We start from the raw sequence: 26,221 nt of genomic DNA on the forward strand, positions 1-26,221 counted from the left end.
GCTCAAACCTTGCGCGCAACGATCCGATGGATCGTCCGCCCCGACGATTGGCTGACGGCCGCCTCGTCGAAAACGAGCTCGGTGCCGGCCAGCGCCTCACGCACAGGCGCCGCATCGAATGACGTGAACAGCCGGCCGCGCCCATCGCGCTGATCGGCATCGGGCGTCACGCGCCAGCTCAGATACAGCGTACCGCCCGGGCGGAGCAACGACACCAGCCGCTGCACCGCCGTGCCGATCTGCTCGGGCGGCAGATGCATGATGACGGTCTCGCAGACAACGTTGTCGAACGCACCTTCGGCGATGCCCACCAGCTCCGGCAACTGCGCCTGCCGGAACGACAGCCCCGGATACTGCGTGCGCGCCGCTTCGAGCAGCCCTGCGGAGGCGTCGTAGCCGACGGCCGGATAGTCATTGGCATTGAGCCACGCTACCTCGCGCCCGCTGCCGCAACCGATATCGGCGGTGGCACCACCCACCGTGAACTCGCGTCGCAGCAGCGCGTACATGTCTTCCGGCACCGGCTGCTCGCGCCATTCCTGCGCGAAGGTCTCGGCGAGGGTGTCGTAGGTGGCAACGGTCTGCGTGTCCATGGCGGCGGCTCCTGTGCCTGGGTTCCTATTTCATCGTGAAACTGCGTAACAGCGTCAGATCACCGGCCTTGCGCATCGGCACAACAAAGGTCTGCTGGCGCTCGGACGGCGTGTTCTCGTCGGTGATGATGGTAACGGTGGCGGTGGTGATGGCGCTGCGATCATTGCCGCTGCCGTAGTAGTTCACGTAGACGAGGTACGTGCCGGGCACGGGCGCCGGGTTCGAATAGATCTCGGGGCCGTAGCCGGTGGTGACGTCCACGTCGAGCGCGCCGCCGTTTTCGACTACGCGGTTGCCGTACCAGGCGTGCTGGCCGTCGGGCGAGATGACGTGCAGGTCGAGGTCGGTGCCATCGGTGTCCCATGATAGAACCACGCGCAGGCGCGGACGCTGTTTGCCAGCGTAGCTGTCGTAGAACTGCACGCGCTTGGCGTCGCCGCGCGCGCTGCGCACCTCGACGCTGTTGCTGCCGGCGCCAAATGCGTACGGGCGTGAGAACGCGCCATCGGCCTCGATGCGCTGCGGCATCGCCACGCCGTTGACGACCAGCGTGCCGACCGACGAACCGTCTGCACCACGGCGGCGGCGCGGCTTGCTGTCATCCGTTGCTGCGGCAGCCTTGGGCTGGTTGCGGATGCGCCCAGCGATCATGGAGGCGGTGCCTTGCCCCTGCGGCGTCGAGACCGACACGGCTGGGTAATGCACATCCTGCGTGTAGCGTGAATCGTCGCCGGCCGAGTTGCGCCAGCCGTTGAGCGGCGCGGTGATCTCGACGTTGCCGGCATCGTTTTGCGCAAAAACGCTGCCCACACCAAGCGTGGCGAATGCGATGGCAACGGCGAGGCGGAAAGTGAAAAGCGTCATGTGCGTCAGAAGCGGATCGATCTCATCAGCGCCAGCTCGCCGATCTTGCGCAGCGGCACGCTGACGAACTCGCGCCGCTCGTTGGGCGTGTTCTCGTTATAGATCAGCGTCAGTTGCGCGGTGATGAGATCGCGGTCGTGCGCTTTTTCATCGAAGTTGTAGCCGCCGGCGTTGAAGTTGCCCCAGTAGTTCACGTAGAACAGCCAGACGCCGGGGCGCGGGGCTGCGGTGGAGAAAATCTCGGGGCCGGCGCCATCGACGCTGTCAACGTCGAGCCCACCGCCGTCAGACAGCAACGGCTGCGCCCAGAACGCGTGATCGCCAATCGGCGAGATGACGTGCATGTCGACTTCAGCGCGCGGGTCGTCCCAGGTGAGGATGGCGCGCAGCTTGGCCGACGTCTTGGTGGTGTCGGCCTCATAGAACTGCAGGCGCTGGTGCGACTGGCCGTCGGGGCTGACGATCTCCACACTGTTCGAGCCAGGGCCGAATGCCCACGGGCGCGCGAAGCGGCCTTCGCCGTCGCCATACAGCGGCATGGCGTTGCCGTTGACGACCAGCACCGGCGGACGGCGCTGCTTGCCGGCGGCACGAATGCGCCCGGCGATGAGCGTGCGGTACTTCTGCGCGCCCCGATCCACCGGCGGTTTCGGGTACGCGGCGGTGTACTGCTCCAGCTCGTTGGTCAGCTTGCTGTTACGCCAGCCGCCGATCGGGCCCTCCAGATCAGCCACCGGCTCAGCCAGCGCGGAGGCGCCAAGCAGCAAAGCGACAGCCCCCAGCCCCAGGCGCGTCATCCCACTTTTCACAGCAAACCCTCCCCTCGGATCAGGCGACGCGCCATCGCCTCGACAAACTGTTCGTCCTGGCCGCGCGGGTGTCGCGCAAAAGCCAGATGCAGATATTCGTGTGTCAGCGCGATGCGGTCCTCCTCGGTGGCAAACCGGTGGACATAGAGCCGGTTGCGGCGCGCATCGGCGTACGGCCGGCCTTCGTGCACGACGCATACAGCGGGCAATGGCGGCGCCTCGTAACCGGGCTCGGCGACCAAGCGCGCCGACCAACCCGGCGCGCGCGCCTGCAACCACCGCTGCGCGCCCGCCACCGCCGAGCAATCCCCCGCCACCGGGCTCTGGAACGACGTAAGCGTTGCCTGCGGCCACCACTGGGCGAGGATGGCGTCGAAACTCTGGCCGCGCTGAGCGGCGGCACGCGCGGCGGTCCAACTCATCTGGCCGCGTGCGCTGATGGTGCCGTGGTACTGCACGGCTTGGCCGGTCAACACCAGCGTGTCGGTAAATTCGGCCGCGTTGCGCGCGCTGGTCCGCGGCGGGCGCGGCAGCACGCGCTGTGTGCGCGAACTGTCGGCGATACGGTAGCAGCCCTTATCGCGCGAGGCCTGTTGCACAAGGTAGCTGCGTGCGGCCACGGCCAGCGCGCGGGCGGCTTGCGGCTCAGCGAGTTCGCCCTCGCGCTCGACAACGCGCGCCACGTAGTCGTTTATGCCCAGGCGACCGGTGATGACGGGTGTGTTGTTCGCGCGGGCGAGCGTCAATTCGCCCTTGCTCTCGATGGGCAACGTGTTGCCGTTGACAAAGCGGACGGCGTAGCGGCCTTCCAGACGGCCAGGAGCGACCGGTCTGCCGCTGGCGTCGCGCACTTCGCGGATGGGATAGCGCGCGAAGAAATCCACCGCCACGCAGGCATCGTCGTCGGGCACGGGCGTCTGCTCGATCAGCGGGGTGAGGCGTGGTGCGGCGGCGGCCAGCACTTGGTTGCTCGAGCCTGCGCCGCCCAACCAGACGGGCGTGCCATCGGCCAGCCAGCCGGCCGCGCCACCGATAGACGCTCCGGGGCGCTGCGGGTCGGGCATTGTCCAGGTCTTGGCGCGCAGCAAACCGCCGAAGTTCGACACGGTGCCCTCGCCGCGCCCAACGGTCAGCACGGAGATGAGCGTTTGCGCGGCGGTCTCCCGACCATCAGCGGGAACGGTGCGCAACGCGGTGAGCAGATCCGTGACACGAACGCGGTGCGTCGGCTGCATGGCGCGCAGGTCACGCAGCCACATGGGCGATCCAGCCTGCTGCCAGAAGCGGCGCCAATCTGCGCGGTCCAAACCGAGACGTGCGGGCTCGAAATAGCGGCCGCACGATTGGATGAGCGCACGTTCGCGGTCGATGCTATTGCCTGCGGTGCAGCAGTAGACCTCTTCTGCGTCGTTGCCGTGGCATGTGTAGTCGGGCGTGCTGATGCGGCGCGAAACGAGGTAGCTGTAGACGAAAAGCTTCCAGACGCTGCCGAGCGGTGTTTCGGTATCGCGCGGCAACGCAGTCGCTTGCGGCATGCCGGCAGCGGGCTCCACACTGAACTGCCAGAGTCTGGCCTCGTCGCCTTGCAGCGCGGCGTAGCGAAGCGGCTCGCCAGCCGGCGCGGCGGTGGCGTGCTCAGCATGCCAAACAAGCGCGAGTGTGCCGACAGCCCAGAGCAGGCTGGTCAGCACACCACGCGCAAGCAGGCGGGAACGCATCGCCAGATCACTCCACCTTGAACGGATAGCTGACCGTCTTGCCGTCGCCCTGGAACGCCTTGGCTTCCGGCTGGTACATGCGGAAGTAGCGCACCGGGGGCAGCGCAAAGCGGCCCGGTAGCGAAAAGCGCACAAGCTGGCGCAGCACGGTCGGGCGCTCCAGCACGGGCACCGGTTGGTTGTAAGACAGTTGGCCCATTTCGTAAGCCGCCTTGCGCTCGAATGCCTGCGGGCCGTTGCCTTCGTTCGGCTCGCCTTTCAGGCCGTCGATCTGGATGCCCCAGGTGGTGGCTTCCACTTCGGCGCCCGGCGGCAACGGCACTTCGACCAGGCCATAGCGGTACGTGCCTTGGCGCGGCGTCAACACAACTTCGTCGACGTAGAGTGCGTTGCTGTCGAGTGTGTCGCCCGGCTTGACCGGCTTGGCCGTGAAGGCAATGCCGCTGTTGTTGGCATCGGCCGCCGGCTTCCTGGACGCCTTCGGGTCCGGCTTGGCCAGCGTCGAATCGATCGCCTCCAGGCGGTACAGCTTGCGCTCCACCGTAATCGGCAGCTTGGACGCCTCCGCTGCACGGCTGCGGTACGACACGATGGCCGATTGTGTGGTCACGTCGGTCGGTGCGGTCGTCAGGTCCAGCGCGGCGGGCGCTTGCGCGCCGGTCCAGCGCCACGTCGGCACACCCACCGGCGAACGCGTCGCCTGCCAGCCGCCTGCCGAAACCACCGGCTGGATCGCGGCGACGCTTGCGCCCTGCAGGCCGCCCAAGCTCTTTTGCAACCAGACCAGCGCAACGGCGCGGTCCATGGTCGGCGTGGCGGCGCTGGCGCGAGCCAGCAGCGGTGCCGGGTCTGCGGCCGAACGGCCACCGCCCATCAGCAGCAGACTCTGTACCAGCGGGGAGTTGTCGGCGGCCAACGCGTTGCGCGCGGCGATGTCAGCCGAGACCAGCGTTTCAGGCACCGGCTGGCCGATCTGACGCATCAACTGCGCCGTCAGCACCGCCGCCACCTGGCGGCCGCGCCTGGAGTCCGGCGCGACGAAGATCAGGCTATCGCCCGCCGCGGGTTCAGCATCGGCTGGGGCCTTGGCCGCCTTGATGCTATTAGGCGCGAGTTCGTTGGCCACACCGGACAGCGGCGTCGCTACCGGCAGCCCCATCTCGTTGGCAAACCACAGCGCCAGCGCGCGATGGAGCAGTGGCTCGTTCTGGCTGGTGCGCTTGTAGGCTTCGAGCACCTGCTTCCAGTTGTCCGCCGGCAGGCTGATGCCGACCGAGCGGCTGGCGAGCCAATCCGCGTAATACGCATACGACGTGATCAGCGCGCTACTGGTGGTCAGCTCGCCCCACCAGCCGAAGGTGCCGTTGGTGCCAGCCAGCAAGGCCAGACGCTGACGCTGCGTGCGCAGCAGCGCGTCGACGCCTTGCGTGCCGGCGGGGCCGCCGTCGCTCAGGCGCGTGCCCGTGGCGGCCAGGCTCTGTTGAGCGAGGGCCAGCGGGATCAGGCGGCTGGCGGTCTGCTCGGCGCAACCGTACGGATACTCGATCAAGTCATCGGCCACGCGGGCGAACTGGCTGGCCGTATTGCCGACCACGCGCAAGCGCACGTCACGCGCATCAGCGGGCAAAACAAGCGGCAAGCGCGTGCCTTGCAACTGCGTGAGCGGGACGACGTTTTCGCGGTCCGCCAGCCAGCCGGTTGCATCCAGCTTGAGCGTGGTCTGCAGGCGGTCGGACACCGCATCCCCCTGCTTCAGTTCCGCATTGACGACGCCTGCCTGCAATGCATGAGTACCGGACAGCGGCGCGCGCAGATAGTTGGCACCGCGCTTGAGCGTCACGCGCTGGTTGATGTTCAGGCCGGCGCCCGAGACGATCCAGTCGGCGGTGATGTCCTTGTCGGTCTGGTTGAAGGCGACCATGTCCAGGCGCGGCTGGTCGGTCTCGCGCAAGCGCTGCGGGCCGGTCCACTTCAGGTACAGCGGCTTGTCGGAGCGGATGCTCGCGGTGCGCTGGCCGACGATGCCGTCCGATGCGCCGGTCGTCGACACTGCGCGCACGGTGATGCGCCAGCGCGCCAGCGAATCCGGCATCTTGAAGGTCATGCGCGCCCGGCCATCAGCACCCGTTTGCAGGTTGGCAACCCAGGCTGCGGTGTCCTGCTCGTCGCGGCGCGGCCGCTCGAGCACCTTCACCCCGCGCTCGTTGTGGCGGCCGTACGTGCCGCCCGGCTTGCCCGGCAGCGACGCGAGCGCCAGGTCGTAGCTGATGAAGCTCTGGCTCGACGTGGTGCGCACGCTGTTGCGGCGCGGGTGATAGAAAAAATCGACGATGCTGGGCGCCACTTCGGGCTGCAGCACATAGATCATCTCGTCGACCACGGAGACGGTCAGATTGGCTTGCACGGGCTTGCCTGCCAGCGCGCTGGTCAAGTCCAGGGTGACGGTTTCGCCCGGGGCATAGACGGCCTTGTCGGCATGCACGCCCAAATCCAGCGTCGGCTGCGTGACGACGATGCCTGCGTTCTGGAACACCATGTCGCCGTCGCGCACGTAGAGCACCGAGAACGTCATGTTCGGGGCGAACTCGGCACCGATCTTGATGCGCGCGCGGTATTGCGATGGCGTGACCTTCTGCAGGCTGAGCCATTCGCCACCATGCGACAGCAGCGCGTGGCGCTCGACCTTGTCACGCTCCAGCGTGAGCAACGCGTCGTCCACCGGCTGCGGGAAGGTGATCAGCGCCTCGGCGGTGTCGCCGATCTGGTAGCGATCGCGGTCGAACACCATTTCGATGCTGCCGGGCACAGTCTGCACGCCGTCACCGGCCACCCAGTGGCTTGATGCTGCGAGCAAGTTGCCGGCAGCGTCGCGCACCGACAGCGTGTATGAGCCTGGCTGGTCAAACTTGACCGGGAAGGTGGCGTTGCCCCTGGCGTCCGGCGTCAGCGTGCCTTCGGTGCGGGCGCGTGTTTCAAGCCGCACCAGATCCCACTTGGCGGGCAGCGCGCTTGCACCGATCCCACCGCTTGCGCCGCCCGCAACCGGCATCGGCACGAGCGTGAAGGACACGTTCTGCCCGGGCGTCGTGAAGTTCGAGACGCTCGACAGTTTGTACGGCGTGGCGCCGCGCGCGATCAGCAACTCGCGCGTGACCTTCACACGGTAGGCCGCACCATCGTTGGCAAACACTGTCACCACATAGCGGCTCGGTTCCTTGGCGGCAGGCAGGTCCAGCTTGGCGTTGCCATCGCTGTCGGTGGTCAGCTCCTGCTGCTCGAGCTTGATGGGGAACAGGCCCGCATAACGCAGCTCGCCCTCCACCATGGTCACCTGCTGCGCGCGCAGGCTGACCGACACCTTGCCGCCCTTGACCGGCTTGCCGTCCGGATAGCGCAGGCTGATCTTGCCCTTGACCGCTTCACCCGTGCCGTAGCTGGTCTTGTCCAGCGACAGGTTCACGTCAAAGTGCGGCTTGATGTATTCGGCCACGCGGAAGGCGCCGCCGTACGTGCCGCCGTTGTAGTCGAAGCGCAGGCTGTAGCCGCCGGCCGGTGCGTTGGATGGCAGCGTGAAGCGCGCGTCGGCCCCAGTCTCGCCAGCCAGACGCGTGGTGGAAGTGGTCACCGGCGCACCGTTCGGGTCGAGTACCTGTAGCTTGATGTCGCCGGCTGCGGGCACGGTCGATTCGGTCGCGTTCTTGAAGTGACGGCCGATAAACTTGACGCGCACTTCATCGCCCGGGCGATACAGCGGGCGATCGGTAAAAGCGTACAGCTTGGTGTTGTAGATCTCGCTGTCGTAATAGAAATTCTCGGAGATGAACACACCGCCCGCGCGATCGTTGCCGATCACGTAGCTGCGCTCCGGCGACACGTGGCGCAGGTCGGCCGTGCCATCCGCCTCGGTGTTGCCGGATGCCAGCACGCCAACGCCATCCGTCCAGTTCACCGATGCGCCGCCGACGGGCTTGCCGCTCTTGCGCTCGGCCGTCCACACCATCATCCCTTGCGAGGTGCCCTTGGTGACGGCCACGGTGTCTGACACGAACAGCAGCGTGTGCGCACGGTACGCGCCAATCACCGCTTCTACGATATACAAACCCGCCGGCAGTTTGCCGACTGGAATCATCACGTTGCCGGCGTTCTGCGGCATCCACTCGCTGCTGCTGCCTTCGAGCTTCACGTCCTTGGGCGGTGCAATGGGCTTGGCGTCCCAGATCGGGTAGCGGAAGCGGCCGAGCAGCGCATAACCCTTGAGCGGTGCGTACTGCGGGTTGTTGGAGAAGCGCGTGGGCGCGGTCATCTGGTCGCCCATGCTGAACTGCGGTGCGCGCTCCACGGCCTTGCTGCGTGTGGCAAACGACAGCACGCGCTGCCAGGCGCGGCGGGCCTGGCGCGTCCAGTTGTCCCAGAGATACGCCAGCGTGTTGGCCAGGCCTTCGCCCGTGTAGTTGGCCTTGACGTCGATACGGTGCACGTTCTTCTGCGCCTTCAGGAATTCGAGCGGCTGCGGCACCCGATAGACGAGGATGTCGGCGCCACCGTAGCGGGAAAGCTCGTCCCTGTATTCGCGGCCCGGCGCTTCCAGGCGCACCGTCGCCTCCTGATCGGTGCCGTAGCTCGCATCCGACAGCAGAAAGAACGGCTGGCCCTTGAACGGCTCATAGCCGCTGCCGGGCACATCAGCGAGTGTGGGGTTCGGTGTCTCGGGCGCGTCAGCCGCGTGCGCAGGGCCAGCGAACGCCAACACCGTCAGGCAGACGACGGCAACGAGATTGAACGAAATGAATGACCATCCGCGGTTGCGCATGCGTTTTTCTACCGTGTCAAAAAGGCCAGACGAAACACGCCGATGAAGTTGGGGTTGCCGCTCTGCGGCCGCCAGCGCGAGTCTTTCCATTGCATCAGTTCAGAGACCGGGACCGCGCGCAGGCCGTTGTCGGTGCGGGTGACGGTGCCGGTGTGGTAAGCGATGTAGCGATCCATCCAGATCATCAGGTGCTGGTCGTCGCCTTGATCGAAGAAGAGCAGATCGCCGGGCAGCGCCTGGTTCACATCCTGGGCGATGAAGCGGCTGTTCTGCTGAATGAGCCCGAGCGCGGAGACATACGCGCCGGTACTGCCATCCATGCGTGCCCACCGCTGTGTGAGCGTGCGCTGGGCGGGCGTTAGGTTCAGCTCCGGCGGTAGTTGGCGTGCGGATTCCGCGTCGCGCATGCCGTTGGCACGCAGCCAGCGGGCGTCGTGCGTGCGCAGGGCTTCGCCGGCGGCAAAGCGCACAAGCCCGGCGCAGTCGCGATGCATCCAACGCGGCGTCGGGCCTTGTCGAAGCTGCTCGTTGACGATTCGCACGAACCACGCGCGGAACACGCTGGATTGATCCGGGGAGAGCGCATCAGCGTCCACCGGCGCGGCATCAGCCCAGCCGGACAACGCATGCACCGACGGAGCGAGCAGGCAGGCGCCCGCCGCCGTCAACCAACGGCGGCGGTTCAGCGCGGCACGGGTGTGAACGCCCCTGGGGGCGCGCAGCGTCATTGCGTGCTGGTGTTGTCTGCAGGAACCGGAGCCGCCGCCTCGGTGGTCGGCGCCTCAGCGGGCGTCGCCAACGCTGCTGCCGGGTCAGCCGACGGTGGCGTACCGTTGCCACCGGCAGGCAGACCGCGTCCGCTCGAAAGCCACGTCACCGGCGCCCAGCCACGCGACGGCGGCACGCCGCCGTCCAGCGCCAGCGACACCGGCGCATAACGCGCCAGCGCCTTGAGCTTCGGGAACAGATGGGTCTGCGCGGCGTTCAGGAACACGGCCTCCTGGTCGGCGGGCAGCGCGGCACCCGCTTCGCGGCGCACGAGCGGCGCGAGCGCAGCCGGCGTCATCGTCAACACGATGCGCTCGGCCTTGTCGCGCGGCAGGCTATCCGCCACCGCCGGGAAGCGCTTGGCGAGCACGGCCAGTGCGTCGTCGACGAGGCGGGCGTCCGGCGAGAACACCACCACATCCCCCGCAATGGCCAGCGTGACCGGGAAATAGCGATCCGACGAGAGTTGTGCCGCAAACGGTGCACCAGCGGATTGCGCCGTACCGTAGCGCGCGCTCACCGGGCGCTGCCACAGCGTGGCGTTGGCCGGACCCTGGCGCGTCGTTACCGGCAAGCGTTTATACGGGCCAGACTTGTCGTCCGCTTGCGCCTTGGATTCGTACGACCCAACGATCTGGCCAAACAGCGCAGCCAGCGCCGGCTTGACCGCCTCCGTCTGCGACGCCGACGACAGCTTCGCCACGAACAGCGGCGCCACCAGCGACGACTTGCCGTACCAGCACGCCGCAGCCGGCCCCGCAAACGCATCGCCGATCTTCCCGGCGGCTTCGCGGATCTCCTTCGCGTCGCCAGCCACGGAGCGCAGCAGCGCGCCGGCGGCTTTCCAGTCGACCGGCAGTGTGGCGCAGGCGGCCGGGTCAGACGGCAGCGCGCGCCACAGGCCGGCGCTATCCCACTTGCCGCTCAGGCGGCCCGGGTCGATCAGGGCGGCGCTCTGCCAGTCCTTGCCCGAGCCAAAGTCGAAGCGCAACGCTTCGATGCCCGGGAAATACTGCTGATAACCGAACGATAGATAGTTGGCGCTCACCACAACGTGGTGGCCCGTCGGCTCCTGCGCGGGCAGCGCGTACGCCGTGCCCTGCACGTTGCGTTTGCTGGCGTCGTCCGACAGCAGCGCAGCCAGCGCGCTGGCCTGCTTGGGCACAGGCTTGCCGTCCTTGTCCAGCAGGATGCCCGGCTCCGACAGCGCGATCAGCCGGTCGCCCTTGCTGGCGATCAGGATCGAGCGCGTGCCCGACAGCTTGAGCGCATAGACCGGCGCACCCGAGTCACCCAGCGCATCGGCGACCTTGCTGAGTTGCGTATCGCCCGAGGCCACGGTAGCGACGGCTTCCAGTGCCTTGGCCAAGCCGTTGCGTTGCATGGAAAGTACCCAGTAGCGCAGCTTGTCATCCGGGCCTCGCCACAGCATCACACGGGCGGGCTCGTCAAACACGTGCTTGAGCACCGTCTCCGCCAAGTCAAGCTTCTGCTCGTAGGCCAGGCGGCGCAACGCGCCAGCCACCGAGAGGCGATCTTCATTGCCTTCGTAATAGGCGACGAAATCTTCGGTCAGAACATCGCGCAGCAACGGCACGCGCAGCACGTCGCGCGGCAGTTGCGACAGGCTTTGGCTGTCGATCAGAGCATCGGGGTAAGTCAGGTCGAGCCGGACCTGGCGGGCGTGCAGCGCGCGCGTGCGGCCAAACGGGTGCCAGACCATCTGAACCACCGCCGCGCCGGCCGCGACCAGAGCGACCGCGCCAACGGCGATCTGCTTGCGTGTGAGCTTCATGGAGGAATCGTCGGCAAGACTGGAGAGGGCCGGCAGATTGTAAAAAGTGCCGGTCTATAACCGCGAAATCATAGCGACTGGCATGTTAAGGCGGGTTAACGTTTCGAGAAAATCGGAATCGGTCGACACCGGTGTTGTTCAGCGTCTGCACGCAGGGCGCCCAAAAGATGGACAAAAAAAAGCCCGGCACATGGCCGGGCTTTGATGGTGTTGCCAGGGTTCGCTTTACGCGTCGCCTTCCTGCTGGACAGCAGGCGTTTCGAAGATCGAAGCGGCTTCTTCTTCGGCAATCGCCGCAGCGCGGTCGCGGTCGGCCACTTCCTTCGCCTTGCGGGCGCGGTGGTAAGCCAAGCCGGTACCGGCCGGGATCAAACGGCCAACGATGACGTTTTCCTTCAGACCACGCAGGTCGTCGACCTTGCCCATGATGGCGGCTTCGGTCAGCACGCGCGTGGTTTCCTGGAACGACGCCGCCGAGATGAAGCTGTCGGTCGACAACGATGCCTTCGTAATACCCAGCAGCAGGTTTTCGTAGGTCGCCGGACGCTTGCCCAGCGCGATCACCTTGTCGTTCTCGTCGAGCAGGTCCGAGCGTTCCACCTGTTCACCCGGGATGAAGCGGGTGTCGCCCACATCGGCGATCTGCACGCGGCGCAGCATCTGACGAACAATCACTTCGATGTGCTTGTCGTTGATCTTCACGCCCTGCAGACGGTACACGTCCTGCACTTCGTCGACGATGTAGGTCGCCAGCTCTTCCACGCCCTTCAGACGCAGGATGTCGTGCGGGTCGGCCGGGCCTTCGACGATCATCTCGCCCTTGTTGACCACCTGGCCATCGTGCACCAGCACCTGCTTTTCCTTGGCGATCAGGAACTCGTGGGCATTGCCGTCGAGGTCCGTAATCACCAGGCGCTGCTTGCCCTTGGTGTCCTTGCCGAACGACGTCGTACCGGTGACCTCCGCCAGCACGGCGGCGTCCTTCGGCGAACGCGCTTCGAACAGCTCGGCCACACGCGGCAGACCACCGGTAATGTCGCGCGTCTTCTGCGATTCGGTCGGGATACGTGCCAGCACTTCACCCACGTGCACTTGCTGACCGTCCTTCACGGTGATCAGCGCGCCCACCTGGAAGCCGATGGTCACGGAGTGATCCGTACCCGGGATCTTCACCTCGGCACCCGACGAGTCGAGCAGCTTCACCTGCGGACGGATGCCCTTCGTGGCGGCAGTACGGCGCTTGGCATCGATCACCACCAGCGTCGACAGACCGGTCACTTCGTCCATCTGCTTGGCAACGGTCACGCCCTCTTCGACGTTCTCGAACTTGATCGTGCCCGAGTACTCCGAAATGATCGGACGCGTCAGCGGATCCCACGTGGCGAGCTGCGTACCAGCCTTGATGGACTGGCCATCCTTGACCAGCAGCGTCGCGCCGTAGACGATCTTGTGGCGCTCACGCTCACGGCCGTGGTCGTCGGTGATCAGCGCTTCGCCCGAACGCGAGATGACGATCTGCTCGCCCTTCGCGTTGGTGACGTAACGCATGGTCGCCGTGAAACGCACGGTACCGGTCGCCTTTGCTTCCACGCTCGATGCCACTGCCGCACGCGATGCCGCACCACCGATGTGGAACGTACGCATCGTCAGCTGCGTGCCCGGCTCACCGATCGACTGCGCAGCAATCACACCCACTGCTTCACCCGAGTTCACCAGCACACCGCGGCCGAGGTCGCGGCCGTAGCACTTGGCGCACAGGCCGTAGCGCGTATCGCAAGACAGCGGCGTGCGGACCTTGACTTCGTCAACGCCCAGCGCGTCGACCAGATCCACCAAGTCTTCGTCGAGCAGCGTGCCAGCTTCGATCGCGGTTTCCTGCGTTTCCGGGTTCACCACGTCGTTGACGACCACGCGGCCCAGGATACGGTCGCGCAGGGCTTCGATCACTTCACCGCCTTCGACCAGCGCCTTCATGGCCACGCCGTTGGAGGTGCCGCAATCGTCTTCCACCACCACCAGATCCTGCGTCACGTCAACCAGACGACGGGTCAGGTAACCCGAGTTTGCGGTCTTCAGTGCCGTATCAGCCAGACCCTTACGTGCACCGTGGGTCGAGATGAAGTACTGCAGAACGTTCAGGCCTTCGCGGAAGTTCGCGGTAATCGGCGTCTCGATAATCGAGCCGTCCGGCTTGGCCATCAGGCCACGCATACCGGCCAACTGACGGATCTGCGCCGCGGAGCCCCGTGCGCCCGAGTCGGCCATCATGTAGATGGAGTTGAACGACTCTTGCTTGACGGTCTTGCCGTTGCGGTCGACCACGTCTTCGGTCTGGAGCTGCTCCATCATCGCCTTGCCCACCTGGTCGCCAGCGGCGCCCCAGATGTCCACGACGTTGTTGTAACGCTCCTGATCGGTCACCAGACCCGACATGTACTGCTTGTCGTATTCCTTCACCTTGGCGGCAGCGTCGGAGATGATCTTCTCCTTGGCCGGCGGCACCAGCATGTCGTCGATGGCGATCGAGATACCGGCGCGCGTTGCCAGGCGGAAACCCGACTGCAGCAGCTTGTCAGCGAAGATCACCGTCTCGCGCAGACCGCACTTGCGGAATGCCGTGTTGATCAGGCGCGAGATTTCCTTCTTCTTCAGCGGCTTGTTCAGCACCGAGAACGGCAGACCCTTCGGCAGAATTTCCGACAGGATCGCGCGGCCGACCGTGGTGGCCTGCAGCGTGATCTTCGGTGCGAAGCGTGCGTCGCCATCGGCTTCCGGGTTGACCAGGTCGTACTCGGTGATGCGCACGTTCACGCGCGAAGCCAGTTCGACTTCCTTGTTCTCGTAGGCGCGAATCACTTCCGAGATGTCGGCAAACGTCATGCCTTCACCGCGGCCGTTGATCTTGTCGCGGGTCGTGTAGTACAGACCCAGCACCACGTCTTGCGACGGCACGATCGACGGATCGCCGTTGGCCGGGAACAGCACGTTGTTCGACGCCAGCATCAGCGTGCGCGCTTCCATCTGCGCTTCGAGCGACAGCGGAACGTGCACAGCCATCTGGTCACCGTCGAAGTCAGCGTTGAACGCCGCGCAAACCAGCGGATGCAGCTGGATAGCCTTGCCTTCGATCAGCACCGGCTCGAACGCCTGGATACCCAGGCGGTGCAGCGTCGGCGCGCGGTTCAGCATCACCGGGTGCTCGCGGATCACCTCTTCGAGGATGTCCCACACCACCGGCGTCTGGCTTTCCACTTCCTTCTTCGCCGCCTTGATCGTGGTGGCGATGCCCATCGTCTCCAGCTTGTGGAAGATGAACGGCTTGAAGAGCTCGAGCGCCATCAGCTTGGGCAGACCGCACTGGTGCAGCTTCAGCGTCGGGCCCACCACGATGACCGAACGGCCCGAGTAGTCCACGCGCTTGCCCAGCAGGTTCTGACGGAAACGGCCGCCCTTACCCTTGATCATTTCAGCCAGCGACTTCAGCGGACGCTTGTTGGCACCGGTCATCGCCTTGCCGCGACGGCCGTTGTCCAGCAACGAGTCCACTGCTTCCTGCAGCATGCGCTTTTCGTTGCGCACGATGATCTCCGGCGCCTTCAGCTCGAGCAGACGCTTCAGACGGTTGTTCCGGTTGATCACGCGGCGATACAGGTCGTTCAAGTCCGACGTGGCGAAACGGCCACCGTCCAGCGGCACCAGCGGACGCAGCTCGGGCGGCAGCACCGGCAGCACTTCGAGAATCATCCAGTCCGGCTTGATGCCCGAACGCTGGAATGCCTCGAGCACCTTCAGGCGCTTGGCGAACTTCTTGATCTTGGCTTCCGAGCCGGTCGCTTGCAGCTCGGCGCGGATCGTCTCGATCTGCTTCTCGATATCGATGCCGCGCAGCAGCTCGCGAATGCCTTCGGCGCCCATCATGGCGACGAATTCGCCCTCGCCGTACTCGTCGCACTTGGCCAGGTAGTCGTCTTCCGACATGATCTGGCTCTTCTTGAGCGCGGTCATGCCCGGCTCGACCACGACGAATGCTTCGAAGTACAGCACGCGCTCGATGTCGCGCAGCGTCATGTCGAGCACCATGCCCAGACGCGACGGCAGCGACTTCAGGAACCAGATGTGCGCGGTCGGCGCAGCCAGTTCGATGTGGCCCATGCGCTCGCGGCGCACCTTGGCCAGCGTCACTTCAACGCCGCATTTCTCGCAGATCACGCCACGGTGCTTCAGGCGCTTGTACTTGCCGCACAGGCACTCGTAGTCCTTGATCGGGCCGAAGATCTTGGCGCAGAACAGGCCGTCACGCTCGGGCTTGAACGTGCGGTAGTTGATGGTCTCGGGCTTCTTGACTTCACCAAACGACCACGAACGGATTTTCTCAGGCGACGCGAGGCCGATCTTGATCGCGTCAAACTGCTCTTCTTGCTGTACCTGACGGAATAGGTCGAGCAATGCTTTCATTCCAAACTCCTTGAGTTTGAGGCTGACGTCTTGGTGTAACCCAAGGCGCCGACCCTAAATCTTCGTCAATGGCTGCTGTTACCAGGGCATGGCAGGTTGGGAAACCCGTGCTGCCATGCCCTCACCGCATCGGCACTTAGTTGCGCTCGAGGTCGATGTCGATACCCAGCGAGCGGATTTCCTTCACCAGCACGTTGAACGATTCCGGCATGCCGGCATCGATCGAGTGCTCACCCTTGACGATGTTCTCGTACACCTTGGTCCGGCCGTTCACGTCATCGGACTTCACGGTCAGCATTTCCTGCAGCACGTAGGACGCGCCATACGCTTCGAGTGCCCACACTTCCATTTCACCGAAACGCTGGCCACCGAACTGGGCCTTACCGCCCAGCGGCTGCTGCGTCACCAGCGAGTACGGACCGGTCGAACGCGCGTGCATCTTGTCGTCGACCAAGTGGTGCAGCTTCAGCATGTGCATCACGCCCAGCGTGACCGGACGCTCGAAGGCTTCACCGGTGCGGCCGTCGAACAGCGTGACCTGTTGCTTGGAAGCGGTCAGGCCCTTTTCCTTGGCGATGTCTTCCGGATAGGCCAGGTCCAGCATGCGGCGGATTTCGTCCTCATGCGCACCATCGAACACCGGCGTCGCAAACGGCACGCCCTTCTTCAGGTTCTCGGCCAACTCCAGCACTTCCGCGTCGGACAGGCTGTCCAGGTCTTCGACCTTGCCGCTTTCGTTGTAGATCTGACCGAGCAGCTTGCGCACTTCGGCCGCCTTGGCTTGCGCCTTGAGCATGTTGCCGATGCGCTCGCCCAGACCGCGCGCGGCCCAGCCCAGGTGCGTTTCGAGAATCTGACCCACGTTCATCCGCGAAGGCACGCCCAGCGGGTTCAGCACGATGTCCGCCGGCGTACCGTCAGCCATGTACGGCATGTCTTCGATCGGGGTGATCTTCGACACAACACCCTTGTTACCGTGACGGCCGGCCATCTTGTCGCCAGGCTGCAGACGGCGCTTCACGGCCAGGTACACCTTGACCATCTTGATCACGCCCGGCGGCAGTTCGTCGCCTTGCGTGAGCTTCTTGCGCTTCTCTTCGAACGCGAGGTCGAAGTCGTGGCGCTTCTGCTCGATGGCGACCTTCACGGCTTCCAGTTGCAGTGCCACTTCGTCTTCCGCCGGGCGGATGTCGAACCAATGCCACTTGTCCAGATCGGCCAGGTATTCCTTCGTGAGCGCAGCGCCCTTGGCCAGCTTCTTCGGGCCGCCGTTGGCAACCTTGCCCACCAGCAGACGCTCAAGACGCTGGAAGGCGTCGCCTTCCACAATACGCAGCTGGTCGTTCAGGTCCAGGCGGTAGCGCTTCAGTTCTTCATCGATGATCGACTGGGCGCGCTTGTCGCGCACCACGCCTTCACGCGTGAAGACCTGCACGTCGATCACGGTACCGCTCATGCCCGAAGGCACGCGCAGCGAGGTGTCCTTCACGTCGGACGCCTTCTCACCGAAGATCGCGCGCAGCAGCTTCTCTTCCGGCGTCAGTTGGGTCTCGCCCTTGGGCGTGACTTTGCCGACCATCACGTCGCCAGCCTCAACTTCTGCGCCGATGTACGTGATGCCCGATTCGTCCAGGCGAGCCAGTTGGGCTTCAGCCAGGTTCGAGATGTCGCGCGTGATTTCTTCCGGTCCGAGCTTGGTGTCGCGGGCAACAACCGACAGTTCCTCGATGTGGATCGAGGTGTAGCGGTCTTCAGCAACCACGCGCTCCGAGATCAGGATCGAATCCTCGAAGTTGTAGCCGTTCCAGGGCATGAACGCGACCAGCATGTTCTGGCCGAGCGCGAGCTCGCCCATGTCGGTCGAGGCGCCGTCAGCGATCACGTCACCGCGGGCAACGATATCGCCCACCTTGACCATCGGACGCTGGTTGATGTTCGTGTTCTGGTTCGAACGCGTGTACTTGATCAGGTTGTAGATGTCGACACCGACTTCACCTGCGACGGCTTCGGCGTCGTTCACGCGGATCACCACGCGGTTCGCATCAACGTAGTCAACCACGCCACCACGGGTGGCCTGCACAGCCGTACCCGAGTCCACGGCCACGGTGCGCTCGACACCGGTACCCACCAGCGGCTTGTCCGCACGCAGGCAGGGCACGGCCTGACGCTGCATGTTTGCGCCCATCAGTGCACGGTTTGCATCATCGTGCTCGAGGAACGGCACCAGCGACGCAGCAGCCGACACGATCTGCGACGGCGCCACGTCGATGTACTGCACGCGGTCCGGCGTGACCATACGGGTTTCACGCTCGCTGCCTTCACGTGCGGAGACCAGTTCGTCAACCAGGTTGCCGGCTTCGTCCACCGTCGCGTTGGCCTGTGCCACCACGTACTTGCCTTCCTCGATGGCCGACAGGTAGTCGACCTGGTCGGTCAGCTTGCCGTTCTCAACCTTGCGATACGGCGTCTCGAGGAAGCCATAGTCGTTCAGCTGCGCATACAGTGCCAGCGAGTTGATCAGACCAATGTTCGGACCTTCCGGCGTTTCGATCGGGCACACGCGGCCATAGTGGGTCGGGTGCACGTCACGGACTTCAAAGCCCGCACGCTCGCGCGTCAGACCGCCCGGGCCCAGTGCTGAAATACGACGCTTGTGCGTGACTTCCGACAGCGGGTTGGTCTGGTCCATGAACTGCGACAACTGCGACGAACCGAAGAACTCACGAATCGCCGACGAAATCGGCTTCGAGTTGATCAGGTCGTGCGGCATCAGGTTTTCCGTCTCGGCCTGACCCAGACGTTCCTTCACAGCACGCTCAACGCGCGACAGACCAGCACGGAACTGGTTTTCCGCCAGTTCGCCGACGCAACGCACGCGACGGTTGCCGAGGTGGTCGATATCATCCACTTCGCCCTTGCCGTTACGCAGGTTCACCAGCAGCTTGATGGTTTCGAGGATGTCGTCATCCGTGAGCACCATCGGACCAGTGCCTTCCGAGCGATTCAGGCGGCTGTTGACCTTCATGCGGCCAACGCGGGACAAATCGTACGAATCTTCGCTGTAGAACAGGCGTTGGAAGAGCGCCTCGACGGCGTCTTCGGTCGGCGGCTCGCCGGGGCGCATCATGCGGTAGATCGCGATACGCGCGGCGGTCTGGTCAGCCGTGTCGTCCGTGCGCAGCGTGGCCGACATGTACGGACCCTGATCCAGGTCGTTCGTGTACAGCGTCTGGATTTCCTTCACGCCGGCGTCGCGCAGCTTCTCGATCACGCCTTCGGTCAGTTCGTCGTTGGCGTTGGCCAGGACTTCACCGGTATCCGGATCGACGATGTTCTTCGCCAGCACACGGCCCAGCAGGTAGTCTTCCGGCACGCTGATCAGCTTGGTGCCGACGGAGTCCAGATCACGGATGTGCTTGGCGTTGATGCGCTTGTCCTTCTCGACGACGACCTTGCCGTTCTTGTCGGAGATGTCAAAGCGAGCGACTTCACCACGCAGACGCTCGGGCACGAATTCCATCAGTGCGCCTTCGGTCTTGAGCGTGAAGTTGTCGAACACGAAGAAGTGCGCCAGGATCTGCTCCGGCGTCAGGCCGATCGACTTCAGCAGGATCGTCACCGGCATCTTGCGGCGGCGGTCAACGCGGAAGTACAGGATGTCCTTCGGGTCGAACTCGAAGTCCAGCCACGAGCCGCGGTAGGGGATGATGCGCGCCGAGAACAGCAGCTTGCCCGAGCTGTGCGTCTTGCCCTTGTCGTGCTCGAAGAACACGCCAGGCGAACGGTGCAGCTGGGACACGATCACACGTTCCGTACCGTTGATCACGAACGAACCGGTGGAGGTCATGAGCGGAATTTCGCCCATGTAAACTTCCTGCTCCTTGATCTCCTTGACCTTGGTGGGGTTCTCGCGGTCGTTGATGATCAAGCGCACTTTTGCGCGCAGCGCCGAGTGGAAGGTCAGACCACGCTGCTGACATTCCTTGACGTCAAACGGCGGGTTGGACAGGTGGTACGACACAAACTCCATACGTGCCAGACCGTTGTGCGACACGATGGGGAAAATGGCGTTGAACGCCGCTTGCAGGCCTTCGGTCTTGCGTTGTGCAACAGGAGCGTTCTCCTGCAAGAACTGGGCATACGATTGAATCTGGGTGGCAAGCAGGAAGGGAACCTGATGAACCGTTGCGCGCTTCGCGAAACTCTTGCGAATACGCTTCTTCTCGGTAAAGCTGTACGCCATGGGATCTCCGAATCATCGCAAGTGCGCGCGACGGACTTAAGGCGATAAAGCACGCCTGGCACTCGAGGTGTTCAGCGACTGGTGACGGGATTTGGCGGTTGGCCGCTACCAACCTCTGGCTGACGGTACTGCGCGCGCCACCCGCACATGAGCCCATGGAGCCCATGCTACGGACGGGGGAGTACCCGACCAAACTTGCCTTCTGCAGTCGGTTCAGAAGACAAACATCAGCGGACTGCGAACTACCTAGTGTGCCACTGATGTTTGGCCTCTGCTGGCTCTTGACTCGGCCGGCCGCCGGAAAACCCGGCAAAGAGACTTTAACGATACTTACAGCGTGATTGCGGGATCGCTCAACAACCGGTCCCACAAGCGCAAAAAGGCTGGCGCCGGGAAATGTCCCTTTGCCAGCCTCCATCGCGTACCGAGTACGGCACGCGAGACCTGCACTTACTTGGCTTCGGCTTCCGCGCCGGCTTCCACCAGCTTCTTCACCAGCTCGTCGGCGGTCTTCTTGTCGACGCCTTCCTTCACGGGCTTCGGTGCGCCATCGACCAGGTCCTTGGCTTCCTTCAGGCCGAGGCCGGTGATTTCACGCACGGCCTTGATGACGCCAACCTTGTTCGCGCCGGCGCTCTTCAGCGTCACGGTGAATTCGGTTTGCTCTTCAACGGCAGCAGCACCGCCAGCAGCAGCCGGACCGGCCACAGCCACGGCAGCAGCCGACACGCCAAACTTCTCTTCGAACGCCTTGACCAGGTCGTTCAGTTCCATCACGGACATCGCGCCAACGGCTTCGAGGATGTCGTCTTTGGTGATTGCCATTTGAATAACTCCAGAATGTGATTCGGTATCGATCGTGCGATCTGTACGCGGTGCAGCAGCGGATTAGGCTGCGGCAGCCTCGCCTTCGCCTTGCTTGGCAGCCAGGGCGCCCAGGGCGCGGGCAAAGCCCGACACCGGCGCCTGCATGACGAACAGCAGCTTGCTGAGCAGTTCCTCGCGGCTCGGGATCGTTGCCAGCGCCTTCACGGCGTTGACGTCGAGAACCTTGCCATCGTACGAACCGGCGCGCAGCACCAGCTTGTCATTGCCCTTGGCGAAATCGTTCAGCACCTTGGCCGGCGCCACTGCGTCTTCGGAAATACCGTAGATCAGCGGACCAGTCAGTTGCTCGGCGAGTTCGGCAAACGGCGTGCCTTCAACAGCGCGGCGTGCCAGCGTGTTCTTCAGAACGCGCAGGTAGACGCCCTGCTGGCGCGCTTGCGCGCGCAGCTTGGTCAGATCGCCAACCGTGATACCGCGATATTCAGCAACGACGATGGTCGAGGCCTTGGCGACTTGCGCCGTTACCTCGGCCACGACGGCCTTCTTATCTTCGAGATTGAGTGCCACGGTTAAGCTCCAAAACGACTTTGGTTTCCACAGTCACTGCAGTCACCTCGGTCAGTCCAAAAGTACGGCGTCCGATTGGCACAAATCACTTCGGCAATACCAAAGTCACTTATTCCCTTCGGGGGCGCCATCTGCGTTGGCTAAGCACCGCCTCCGTTTCCGGAGTGGGCTGCGATTAAGGCGCTGACTCCAAAGGAGCCCTGGACCGCCAACGGTCTTTGATAACCAGCGGCGTCGGTCTGCTTACACAAACGTCTGCCACTGCCCAAAGTTCAGTCCCTTAGGTTTCAAGGGCTCGCGTGGCCAAGGCCACTCGCAAGAAAACTGCTACCGCCAGGATGGTTATCGGGCCACCCGGCGTGATTGATCGAAAGCGATCAGGCAGCCAGAGTTGCCTGGTCAACACGCACGCCCACGCCCATCGTCGACGAGACGGCGACCTTGCGCAGGTACACACCCTTGCTCGATGCCGGCTTGGCCTTGGTCAGTGCGTCAAGCAGTGCAGCCAGGTTGCTCTTCAGCGCTGCCGGCTCGAACGAGCGGCGGCCGATGGTGGCGTGGATGATACCGGCCTTGTCGACACGGAATTGCACCTGACCGGCCTTGGCGTTTTTCACTGCCGTAGCGACGTCCGGCGTCACGGTGCCGACCTTCGGGTTCGGCATCAGGCCGCGCGGGCCCAGGATTTGACCCAGCGTACCGACCACGCGCATCGTGTCCGGCGAAGCGATCACCACGTCGAAGTCCATCTTGCCGGCCTTGATCTGCTCGGCCAGGTCTTCCATGCCGACGATCTCTGCACCAGCAGCCTTGGCTTGCTCAGCCTTGTCACCTTGGGCGAACACGGCCACGCGCACCGACTTGCCGGTACCAGCAGGCAGCACAACCGAACCACGAACCACTTGGTCCGACTTCTTCGCATCGATGCCCAGTTGCACAGCCACGTCGATGGACTCATCGAACTTGGCGCTGGCGCATTCCTTGACGAGGCTCAGCGCTTCGTCGATCGGATAGAACTTGGTGCGCTCGACCTTGGCCTTGTTCGCGGCCGCACGCTTCGAAATCTTTGCCATGATTACAGGCCCTCCACCGTGATACCCATCGAACGGGCGCTACCGGCGATCGTACGCACGGCGGCGTCGAGATCAGCTGCGGTAAGGTCTGCGTTCTTCGCCTTGGCGATTTCTTCAGCCTGAGCGCGGGTGATCTTGCCGACTTTGTCGGTATGCGGCTTGGCGGAACCCTTCTGGATACCGGCCGCCTTCTTGATGAGCACGGTCGCCGGCGGCGACTTCATCACGAAGGTGAAGCTCTTGTCGGCGAAGGCGGTGATCACCACCGGCACCGGCAGGCCCGGTTCCATACCTTGAGTCTGCGCGTTGAACGCCTTGCAGAACTCCATGATGTTCAGACCGCGCTGACCCAGGGCCGGGCCGACGGGCGGGGACGGATTTGCTTTACCAGCCGGAATTTGCAGCTTAATAAAGCCAATAATTTTCTTGGCCATCTTGACTCCAATCCAGATCGCCCAGTTGAGACAACTGCGGCAATCCTGTTGAGTGGTAACGCATCAGCACGAAACTGACGCTCCTCTGTTGACGCGGGTGCGCATTGAATTGCGCCACCGCTGTCCGCCAAGTCCTGTGGACCGGGCGATTAGCGCGACGGCTTGCACCGCCACACCGAATTTCTTACACCTTCTCGACCTGACCGAACTCGAGTTCGACCGGCGTCGCACGCCCGAAGATCGTCACGGAAACGCGCAGACGCGATTTCTCGTAATTCACTTCCTCGACATTGCCGTTGAAGTCGGTGAACGGACCTTCCTTCACGCGCACCATTTCGCCCACTTCGAACAGCGTCTTAGGACGTGGCTTCTCGACCCCTTCCTGGATCTGAGCCATGATCTTGTCGACTTCGCTCTTCGAAATCGGCGATGGCCGATTGCCCGTACCTCCGATGAACCCGGTGACCTTGGATGTGTTCTTCACCAAGTGCCAGGTCTCGTCGGTCATCTCCATTTCGACAAAGACGTAGCCGGGAAACAGGCGGCGCTCGGTCACGGTCTTGCGACCGCTCTTGCTTTCCATCACCTCTTCCGACGGCACCAGAATTTCACCGAACAGATGTTGCAGGCCTTCGCGCTCGATGCGCTCCTGCAGCGCGCGTTGCACGCTCTTTTCCATGCCCGAGTAGGCATGCACGACATACCAGCGCTTCTTCGAGGCCGGTGCGGACGAATCCGTGGACGTGTTGTTCGCTACGTTATCCGTCATGGCTTCACCCGATTATTTCCAGCCCAATACGAGCGAGAAGATCACCCACTCGATGAGCTTGTCCGCAGACCACAAGAACAAGGCCATGATCACGACGAACGCGAACACCAAGCCAGTCATCTGCCCCGCTTCCTTGCGCGTCGGCCACACCACCTTGCGAACTTCACGATACGACTCGCGCGCGAACTCGATAAAGCCTTGCCCAGGTGCGGACACCAGAGCGACTCCTGCGCCCAGCACAAGCCCGCCGATTAGCGAGGCAGCACGGACATAGCTCGGCTGTTGTGCCAGCAGGTAAAAACCGATCACCCCAGCGACCAGCAACAGGAACGCCAAGGCCAGCAGCCATTTGCCGCTGGCGGTGTTGACGGTTTCGACGTTCGGATTGGCCATGTTTCCCAAACGAGACTAAGCCGCGTGGCGCGTTTCCCTGCGCGACGCGGCTGATGAATTGGCAGGGGCAGAGGGAATCGAACCCCCAACCTTCGGTTTTGGAGACCGACGCTCTGCCAGTTGAGCTATACCCCTAAAACAGCTTTAGGGTTGCCATTCGGTCAACCCCACTCTGGCACTTCACGTGCGGCCGGTTGGCAGCCGCACGGAAGATTTACGGTGTTTACTCGATGATCTTAGCGACGACACCGGCACCAACGGTACGGCCGCCTTCACGGATAGCGAAGCGCAGACCTTCTTCCATGGCGATCGGGGCGATCAGCTTGACGGTGATCGACACGTTGTCGCCCGGCATAACCATTTCCTTGCCTTCCGGCAGTGCGATCGAGCCGGTCACGTCCGTCGTACGGAAGTAGAACTGCGGACGGTAGTTGTTGAAGAACGGCGTGTGACGGCCGCCTTCGTCCTTCGACAAGATGTAGACCTCGCCCGTGAAGTGCGTGTGCGGCTTGATCGAACCCGGCTTGCACAGCACTTGGCCACGCTCAACGTCTTCGCGCTTCGTACCGCGCAGCAGAATACCGACGTTGTCGCCTGCCTGACCTTGGTCGAGCAGCTTGCGGAACATTTCAACGCCCGTGCAGGTGGTCTTCTGCGTAGCCTTGATACCGACGATTTCGAGTTCTTCGCCGACCTTGACGATACCGCGCTCGATACGGCCGGTCACCACCGTGCCGCGACCCGAGATCGAGAACACGTCTTCCACCGGCATCAGGAACGTGCCGTCAACAGCGCGCTCCGGCGTCGGGATGTAGGTGTCCAGTGCGTCGGCCAGGTTCATGATGGCCACTTCGCCCAGTTCGCCCTTGTCGCCTTCCAGCGCCAGCTTGGCCGAACCCTTGATGATCGGAGTGTCGTCGCCCGGGAAGTCGTACTTCGACAGAAGTTCGCGCACTTCCATTTCGACCAGTTCCAGCAGCTCAGCGTCGTCCACCATGTCGCACTTGTTCAGGAACACGACGATGTACGGCACGCCAACCTGACGAGCCAGCAGGATGTGCTCACGCGTTTGCGGCATCGGGCCGTCTGCGGCCGAGCACACCAGGATTGCGCCGTCCATCTGGGCGGCGCCGGTGATCATGTTCTTGACGTAGTCGGCGTGGCCCGGGCAGTCAACGTGCGCGTAGTGGCGGTTAGCCGTCTCGTACTCGACGTGCGCGGTGTTGATCGTGATGCCGCGTGCCTTTTCTTCCGGCGCTGCGTCGATCTGGTCGTATGCCTTGGCGGCGCCACCAAACTTGGTCGCCAGCACGGTCGTGATCGCTGCCGTCAGCGTCGTCTTGCCGTGGTCAACGTGACCAATCGTACCAACGTTCACGTGCGGCTTAGTCCGCTCGAACTTTTCCTTTGCCATGTCGCGACTCCTGTCTCGGTAGCGATTTGCGTTGGTGGATGCGTGGTGCCCATGGGCAGGATCGAACTGCCGACCTCTCCCTTACCAAGGGAGTGCTCTGCCACTGAGCCACATGGGCGAAACTTACGAACAGTGAATGGAGCGGGTGAAGGGAATCGAACCCTCGTCGTAAGCTTGGAAGGCTTCTGCTCTACCATTGAGCTACACCCGCCCGGGTTACTTCTTCCCTTGCCGCCCGATCCCGGCTAAGGATCGAACTCACTGCTTAATTCTGGTGGAGAGGGCTGGATTCGAACCAGCGTAGGCGTAAGCCAACAGATTTACAGTCTGCCCCCTTTAGCCACTCGGGCACCTCTCCGAAGAGAACTTGCGATTATGGGACCATCAGGCCACCCTGTCAAGCGATGGTTGATGAAATCGCCAGATTTCGAGCGTTGACGCTCTCATCCTATACGGCATCAGGCCTCGACAGCCCGGCACAAGAAATACTTCAACGTGCGAGGCCCGAGATGGATAGCCGGCACAGAGACTGCGGAAGCCGCACAGATCACCCGTCTACGTTGCGGCGACCGGAGAGGCTTGCCAGCGCGATCAGACCGATGACACTCCATTCAGGACGGGCTCGCGCCGGCGATCCGTGACTGGTTGGTACAGTGCTGTGGGGTGAGGAGCAGTAAAGCAAACACC

At 63.6% G+C, this 26,221-nt stretch carries 16 protein-coding genes and 4 tRNA genes; all 20 read right to left on the reverse strand.

The features are described 5' to 3' along the window. Window positions 1-2 precede the first annotated feature (2 nt). The 20 genes from PSUB009319_RS16240 to PSUB009319_RS16335 all read right to left on the reverse strand — a co-directional run bounded on the left by PSUB009319_RS16240 (window position 3) and on the right by PSUB009319_RS16335 (window position 25,892). Window positions 3-593, reverse strand: a complete 591-nt coding sequence (locus PSUB009319_RS16240; RefSeq protein WP_124383240.1) for a bifunctional 2-polyprenyl-6-hydroxyphenol methylase/3-demethylubiquinol 3-O-methyltransferase UbiG — start codon at window positions 591-593, stop codon at window positions 3-5. A gap of 25 nt (window positions 594-618) precedes the next feature. Continuing rightward, the gene (locus PSUB009319_RS16245; RefSeq protein ID WP_124383241.1) at window positions 619-1,458 is read right to left on the reverse strand and encodes a YfaP family protein; all 840 of its coding nucleotides are present in this window, start codon (window positions 1,456-1,458) and stop codon (window positions 619-621) included. A gap of 5 nt (window positions 1,459-1,463) precedes the next feature. Continuing rightward, entirely contained in the window at window positions 1,464-2,255 is a 792-nt protein-coding gene (locus tag PSUB009319_RS16250) for a YfaP family protein (protein WP_260393008.1), read from the reverse strand. Window positions 2,256-2,263: 8 nt separating this feature from the next. Further along, window positions 2,264-3,985 carry a DUF2300 domain-containing protein gene (locus tag PSUB009319_RS16255; protein ID WP_124383243.1) on the reverse strand — a complete coding sequence of 574 codons (1,722 nt, stop codon included), beginning with the start codon at window positions 3,983-3,985 and terminating at the stop codon, window positions 2,264-2,266. 7 nt (window positions 3,986-3,992) lie between these two features. Then, window positions 3,993-8,795, reverse strand: coding sequence for an alpha-2-macroglobulin (locus PSUB009319_RS16260; RefSeq protein ID WP_124383244.1), 4,803 nt, complete (start codon window positions 8,793-8,795; stop codon window positions 3,993-3,995). Window positions 8,796-8,803: 8 nt separating this feature from the next. After that, complete coding sequence (locus PSUB009319_RS16265) at window positions 8,804-9,523, reverse strand: DUF1175 domain-containing protein (protein ID WP_124383245.1); 720 nt, start codon at window positions 9,521-9,523, stop codon at window positions 8,804-8,806. Then, entirely contained in the window at window positions 9,520-11,358 is a 1,839-nt protein-coding gene (locus PSUB009319_RS16270; RefSeq protein WP_124383246.1) for a DUF2138 domain-containing protein, read from the reverse strand. Before PSUB009319_RS16270 ends, PSUB009319_RS16265 begins: the two co-directional genes overlap by 4 nt. 225 nt (window positions 11,359-11,583) lie before the next feature. Beyond that, window positions 11,584-15,813, reverse strand: a complete 4,230-nt coding sequence (gene rpoC, locus PSUB009319_RS16275; RefSeq protein WP_124383247.1) for a DNA-directed RNA polymerase subunit beta' — start codon at window positions 15,811-15,813, stop codon at window positions 11,584-11,586. Window positions 15,814-15,949: 136 nt separating this feature from the next. After that, window positions 15,950-20,056, reverse strand: coding sequence for a DNA-directed RNA polymerase subunit beta (rpoB, locus tag PSUB009319_RS16280; RefSeq protein WP_124383248.1), 4,107 nt, complete (start codon window positions 20,054-20,056; stop codon window positions 15,950-15,952). A 450-nt stretch (window positions 20,057-20,506) separates the two neighbouring features. Next, window positions 20,507-20,881 carry a 50S ribosomal protein L7/L12 gene (gene rplL / locus PSUB009319_RS16285; RefSeq protein WP_124383249.1) on the reverse strand — a complete coding sequence of 125 codons (375 nt, stop codon included), beginning with the start codon at window positions 20,879-20,881 and terminating at the stop codon, window positions 20,507-20,509. Window positions 20,882-20,944: 63 nt separating this feature from the next. After that, a complete protein-coding gene (gene rplJ, locus PSUB009319_RS16290; protein WP_124383250.1) occupies window positions 20,945-21,451 on the reverse strand; it encodes a 50S ribosomal protein L10 in 507 nt (168 codons plus the stop codon). A 377-nt stretch (window positions 21,452-21,828) separates the two neighbouring features. Continuing rightward, complete coding sequence (rplA, locus tag PSUB009319_RS16295) at window positions 21,829-22,524, reverse strand: 50S ribosomal protein L1 (RefSeq protein WP_004634454.1); 696 nt, start codon at window positions 22,522-22,524, stop codon at window positions 21,829-21,831. A gap of 2 nt (window positions 22,525-22,526) precedes the next feature. Beyond that, entirely contained in the window at window positions 22,527-22,958 is a 432-nt protein-coding gene (gene rplK / locus PSUB009319_RS16300) for a 50S ribosomal protein L11 (RefSeq protein ID WP_004634453.1), read from the reverse strand. Window positions 22,959-23,142: 184 nt separating this feature from the next. After that, window positions 23,143-23,727 carry a transcription termination/antitermination protein NusG gene (gene nusG / locus PSUB009319_RS16305; RefSeq protein WP_124383251.1) on the reverse strand — a complete coding sequence of 195 codons (585 nt, stop codon included), beginning with the start codon at window positions 23,725-23,727 and terminating at the stop codon, window positions 23,143-23,145. A 12-nt stretch (window positions 23,728-23,739) separates the two neighbouring features. Then, complete coding sequence (secE, locus tag PSUB009319_RS16310) at window positions 23,740-24,120, reverse strand: preprotein translocase subunit SecE (protein WP_024977901.1); 381 nt, start codon at window positions 24,118-24,120, stop codon at window positions 23,740-23,742. A 59-nt stretch (window positions 24,121-24,179) separates the two neighbouring features. Further along, a tRNA-Trp gene (locus tag PSUB009319_RS16315) sits at window positions 24,180-24,255 on the reverse strand. An 88-nt stretch (window positions 24,256-24,343) separates the two neighbouring features. Beyond that, entirely contained in the window at window positions 24,344-25,534 is a 1,191-nt protein-coding gene (tuf, locus tag PSUB009319_RS16320; protein ID WP_124383252.1) for an elongation factor Tu, read from the reverse strand. 43 nt (window positions 25,535-25,577) lie between these two features. Then, a tRNA-Thr gene (locus tag PSUB009319_RS16325) sits at window positions 25,578-25,652 on the reverse strand. A gap of 19 nt (window positions 25,653-25,671) precedes the next feature. After that, window positions 25,672-25,745 (reverse strand) — tRNA-Gly (locus PSUB009319_RS16330). Between the two features lie 61 nt (window positions 25,746-25,806). After that, a tRNA-Tyr gene (locus PSUB009319_RS16335) sits at window positions 25,807-25,892 on the reverse strand. Between the last annotated feature and the right edge of the window lie 329 nt (window positions 25,893-26,221).

Source organism: Ralstonia sp. SET104 (assembly GCF_003851545.1).
Lineage (GTDB): Bacteria > Pseudomonadota > Gammaproteobacteria > Burkholderiales > Burkholderiaceae > Ralstonia.

Bases quoted from the DNA above. Each gene is read 5' to 3' on its own strand.
- PSUB009319_RS16240 (WP_124383240.1), bottom strand. From the start codon at position 593: ATGGACACGCAGACCGTTGCCACCTACGACACCCTCGCCGAGACCTTC.
- PSUB009319_RS16245 (WP_124383241.1), bottom strand. From the start codon at position 1,458: ATGACGCTTTTCACTTTCCGCCTCGCCGTTGCCATCGCATTCGCCACG.
- PSUB009319_RS16250 (WP_260393008.1), bottom strand. From the start codon at position 2,255: ATGACGCGCCTGGGGCTGGGGGCTGTCGCTTTGCTGCTTGGCGCCTCC.
- PSUB009319_RS16255 (WP_124383243.1), bottom strand. From the start codon at position 3,985: ATGCGTTCCCGCCTGCTTGCGCGTGGTGTGCTGACCAGCCTGCTCTGG.
- PSUB009319_RS16260 (WP_124383244.1), bottom strand. From the start codon at position 8,795: ATGCGCAACCGCGGATGGTCATTCATTTCGTTCAATCTCGTTGCCGTC.
- PSUB009319_RS16265 (WP_124383245.1), bottom strand. From the start codon at position 9,523: ATGACGCTGCGCGCCCCCAGGGGCGTTCACACCCGTGCCGCGCTGAAC.
- PSUB009319_RS16270 (WP_124383246.1), bottom strand. From the start codon at position 11,358: ATGAAGCTCACACGCAAGCAGATCGCCGTTGGCGCGGTCGCTCTGGTC.
- rpoC (WP_124383247.1), bottom strand. From the start codon at position 15,813: ATGAAAGCATTGCTCGACCTATTCCGTCAGGTACAGCAAGAAGAGCAG.
- rpoB (WP_124383248.1), bottom strand. From the start codon at position 20,056: ATGGCGTACAGCTTTACCGAGAAGAAGCGTATTCGCAAGAGTTTCGCG.
- rplL (WP_124383249.1), bottom strand. From the start codon at position 20,881: ATGGCAATCACCAAAGACGACATCCTCGAAGCCGTTGGCGCGATGTCC.
- rplA (WP_004634454.1), bottom strand. From the start codon at position 22,524: ATGGCAAAGATTTCGAAGCGTGCGGCCGCGAACAAGGCCAAGGTCGAG.
- rplK (WP_004634453.1), bottom strand. From the start codon at position 22,958: ATGGCCAAGAAAATTATTGGCTTTATTAAGCTGCAAATTCCGGCTGGT.
- nusG (WP_124383251.1), bottom strand. From the start codon at position 23,727: ATGACGGATAACGTAGCGAACAACACGTCCACGGATTCGTCCGCACCG.
- secE (WP_024977901.1), bottom strand. From the start codon at position 24,120: ATGGCCAATCCGAACGTCGAAACCGTCAACACCGCCAGCGGCAAATGG.
- tuf (WP_124383252.1), bottom strand. From the start codon at position 25,534: ATGGCAAAGGAAAAGTTCGAGCGGACTAAGCCGCACGTGAACGTTGGT.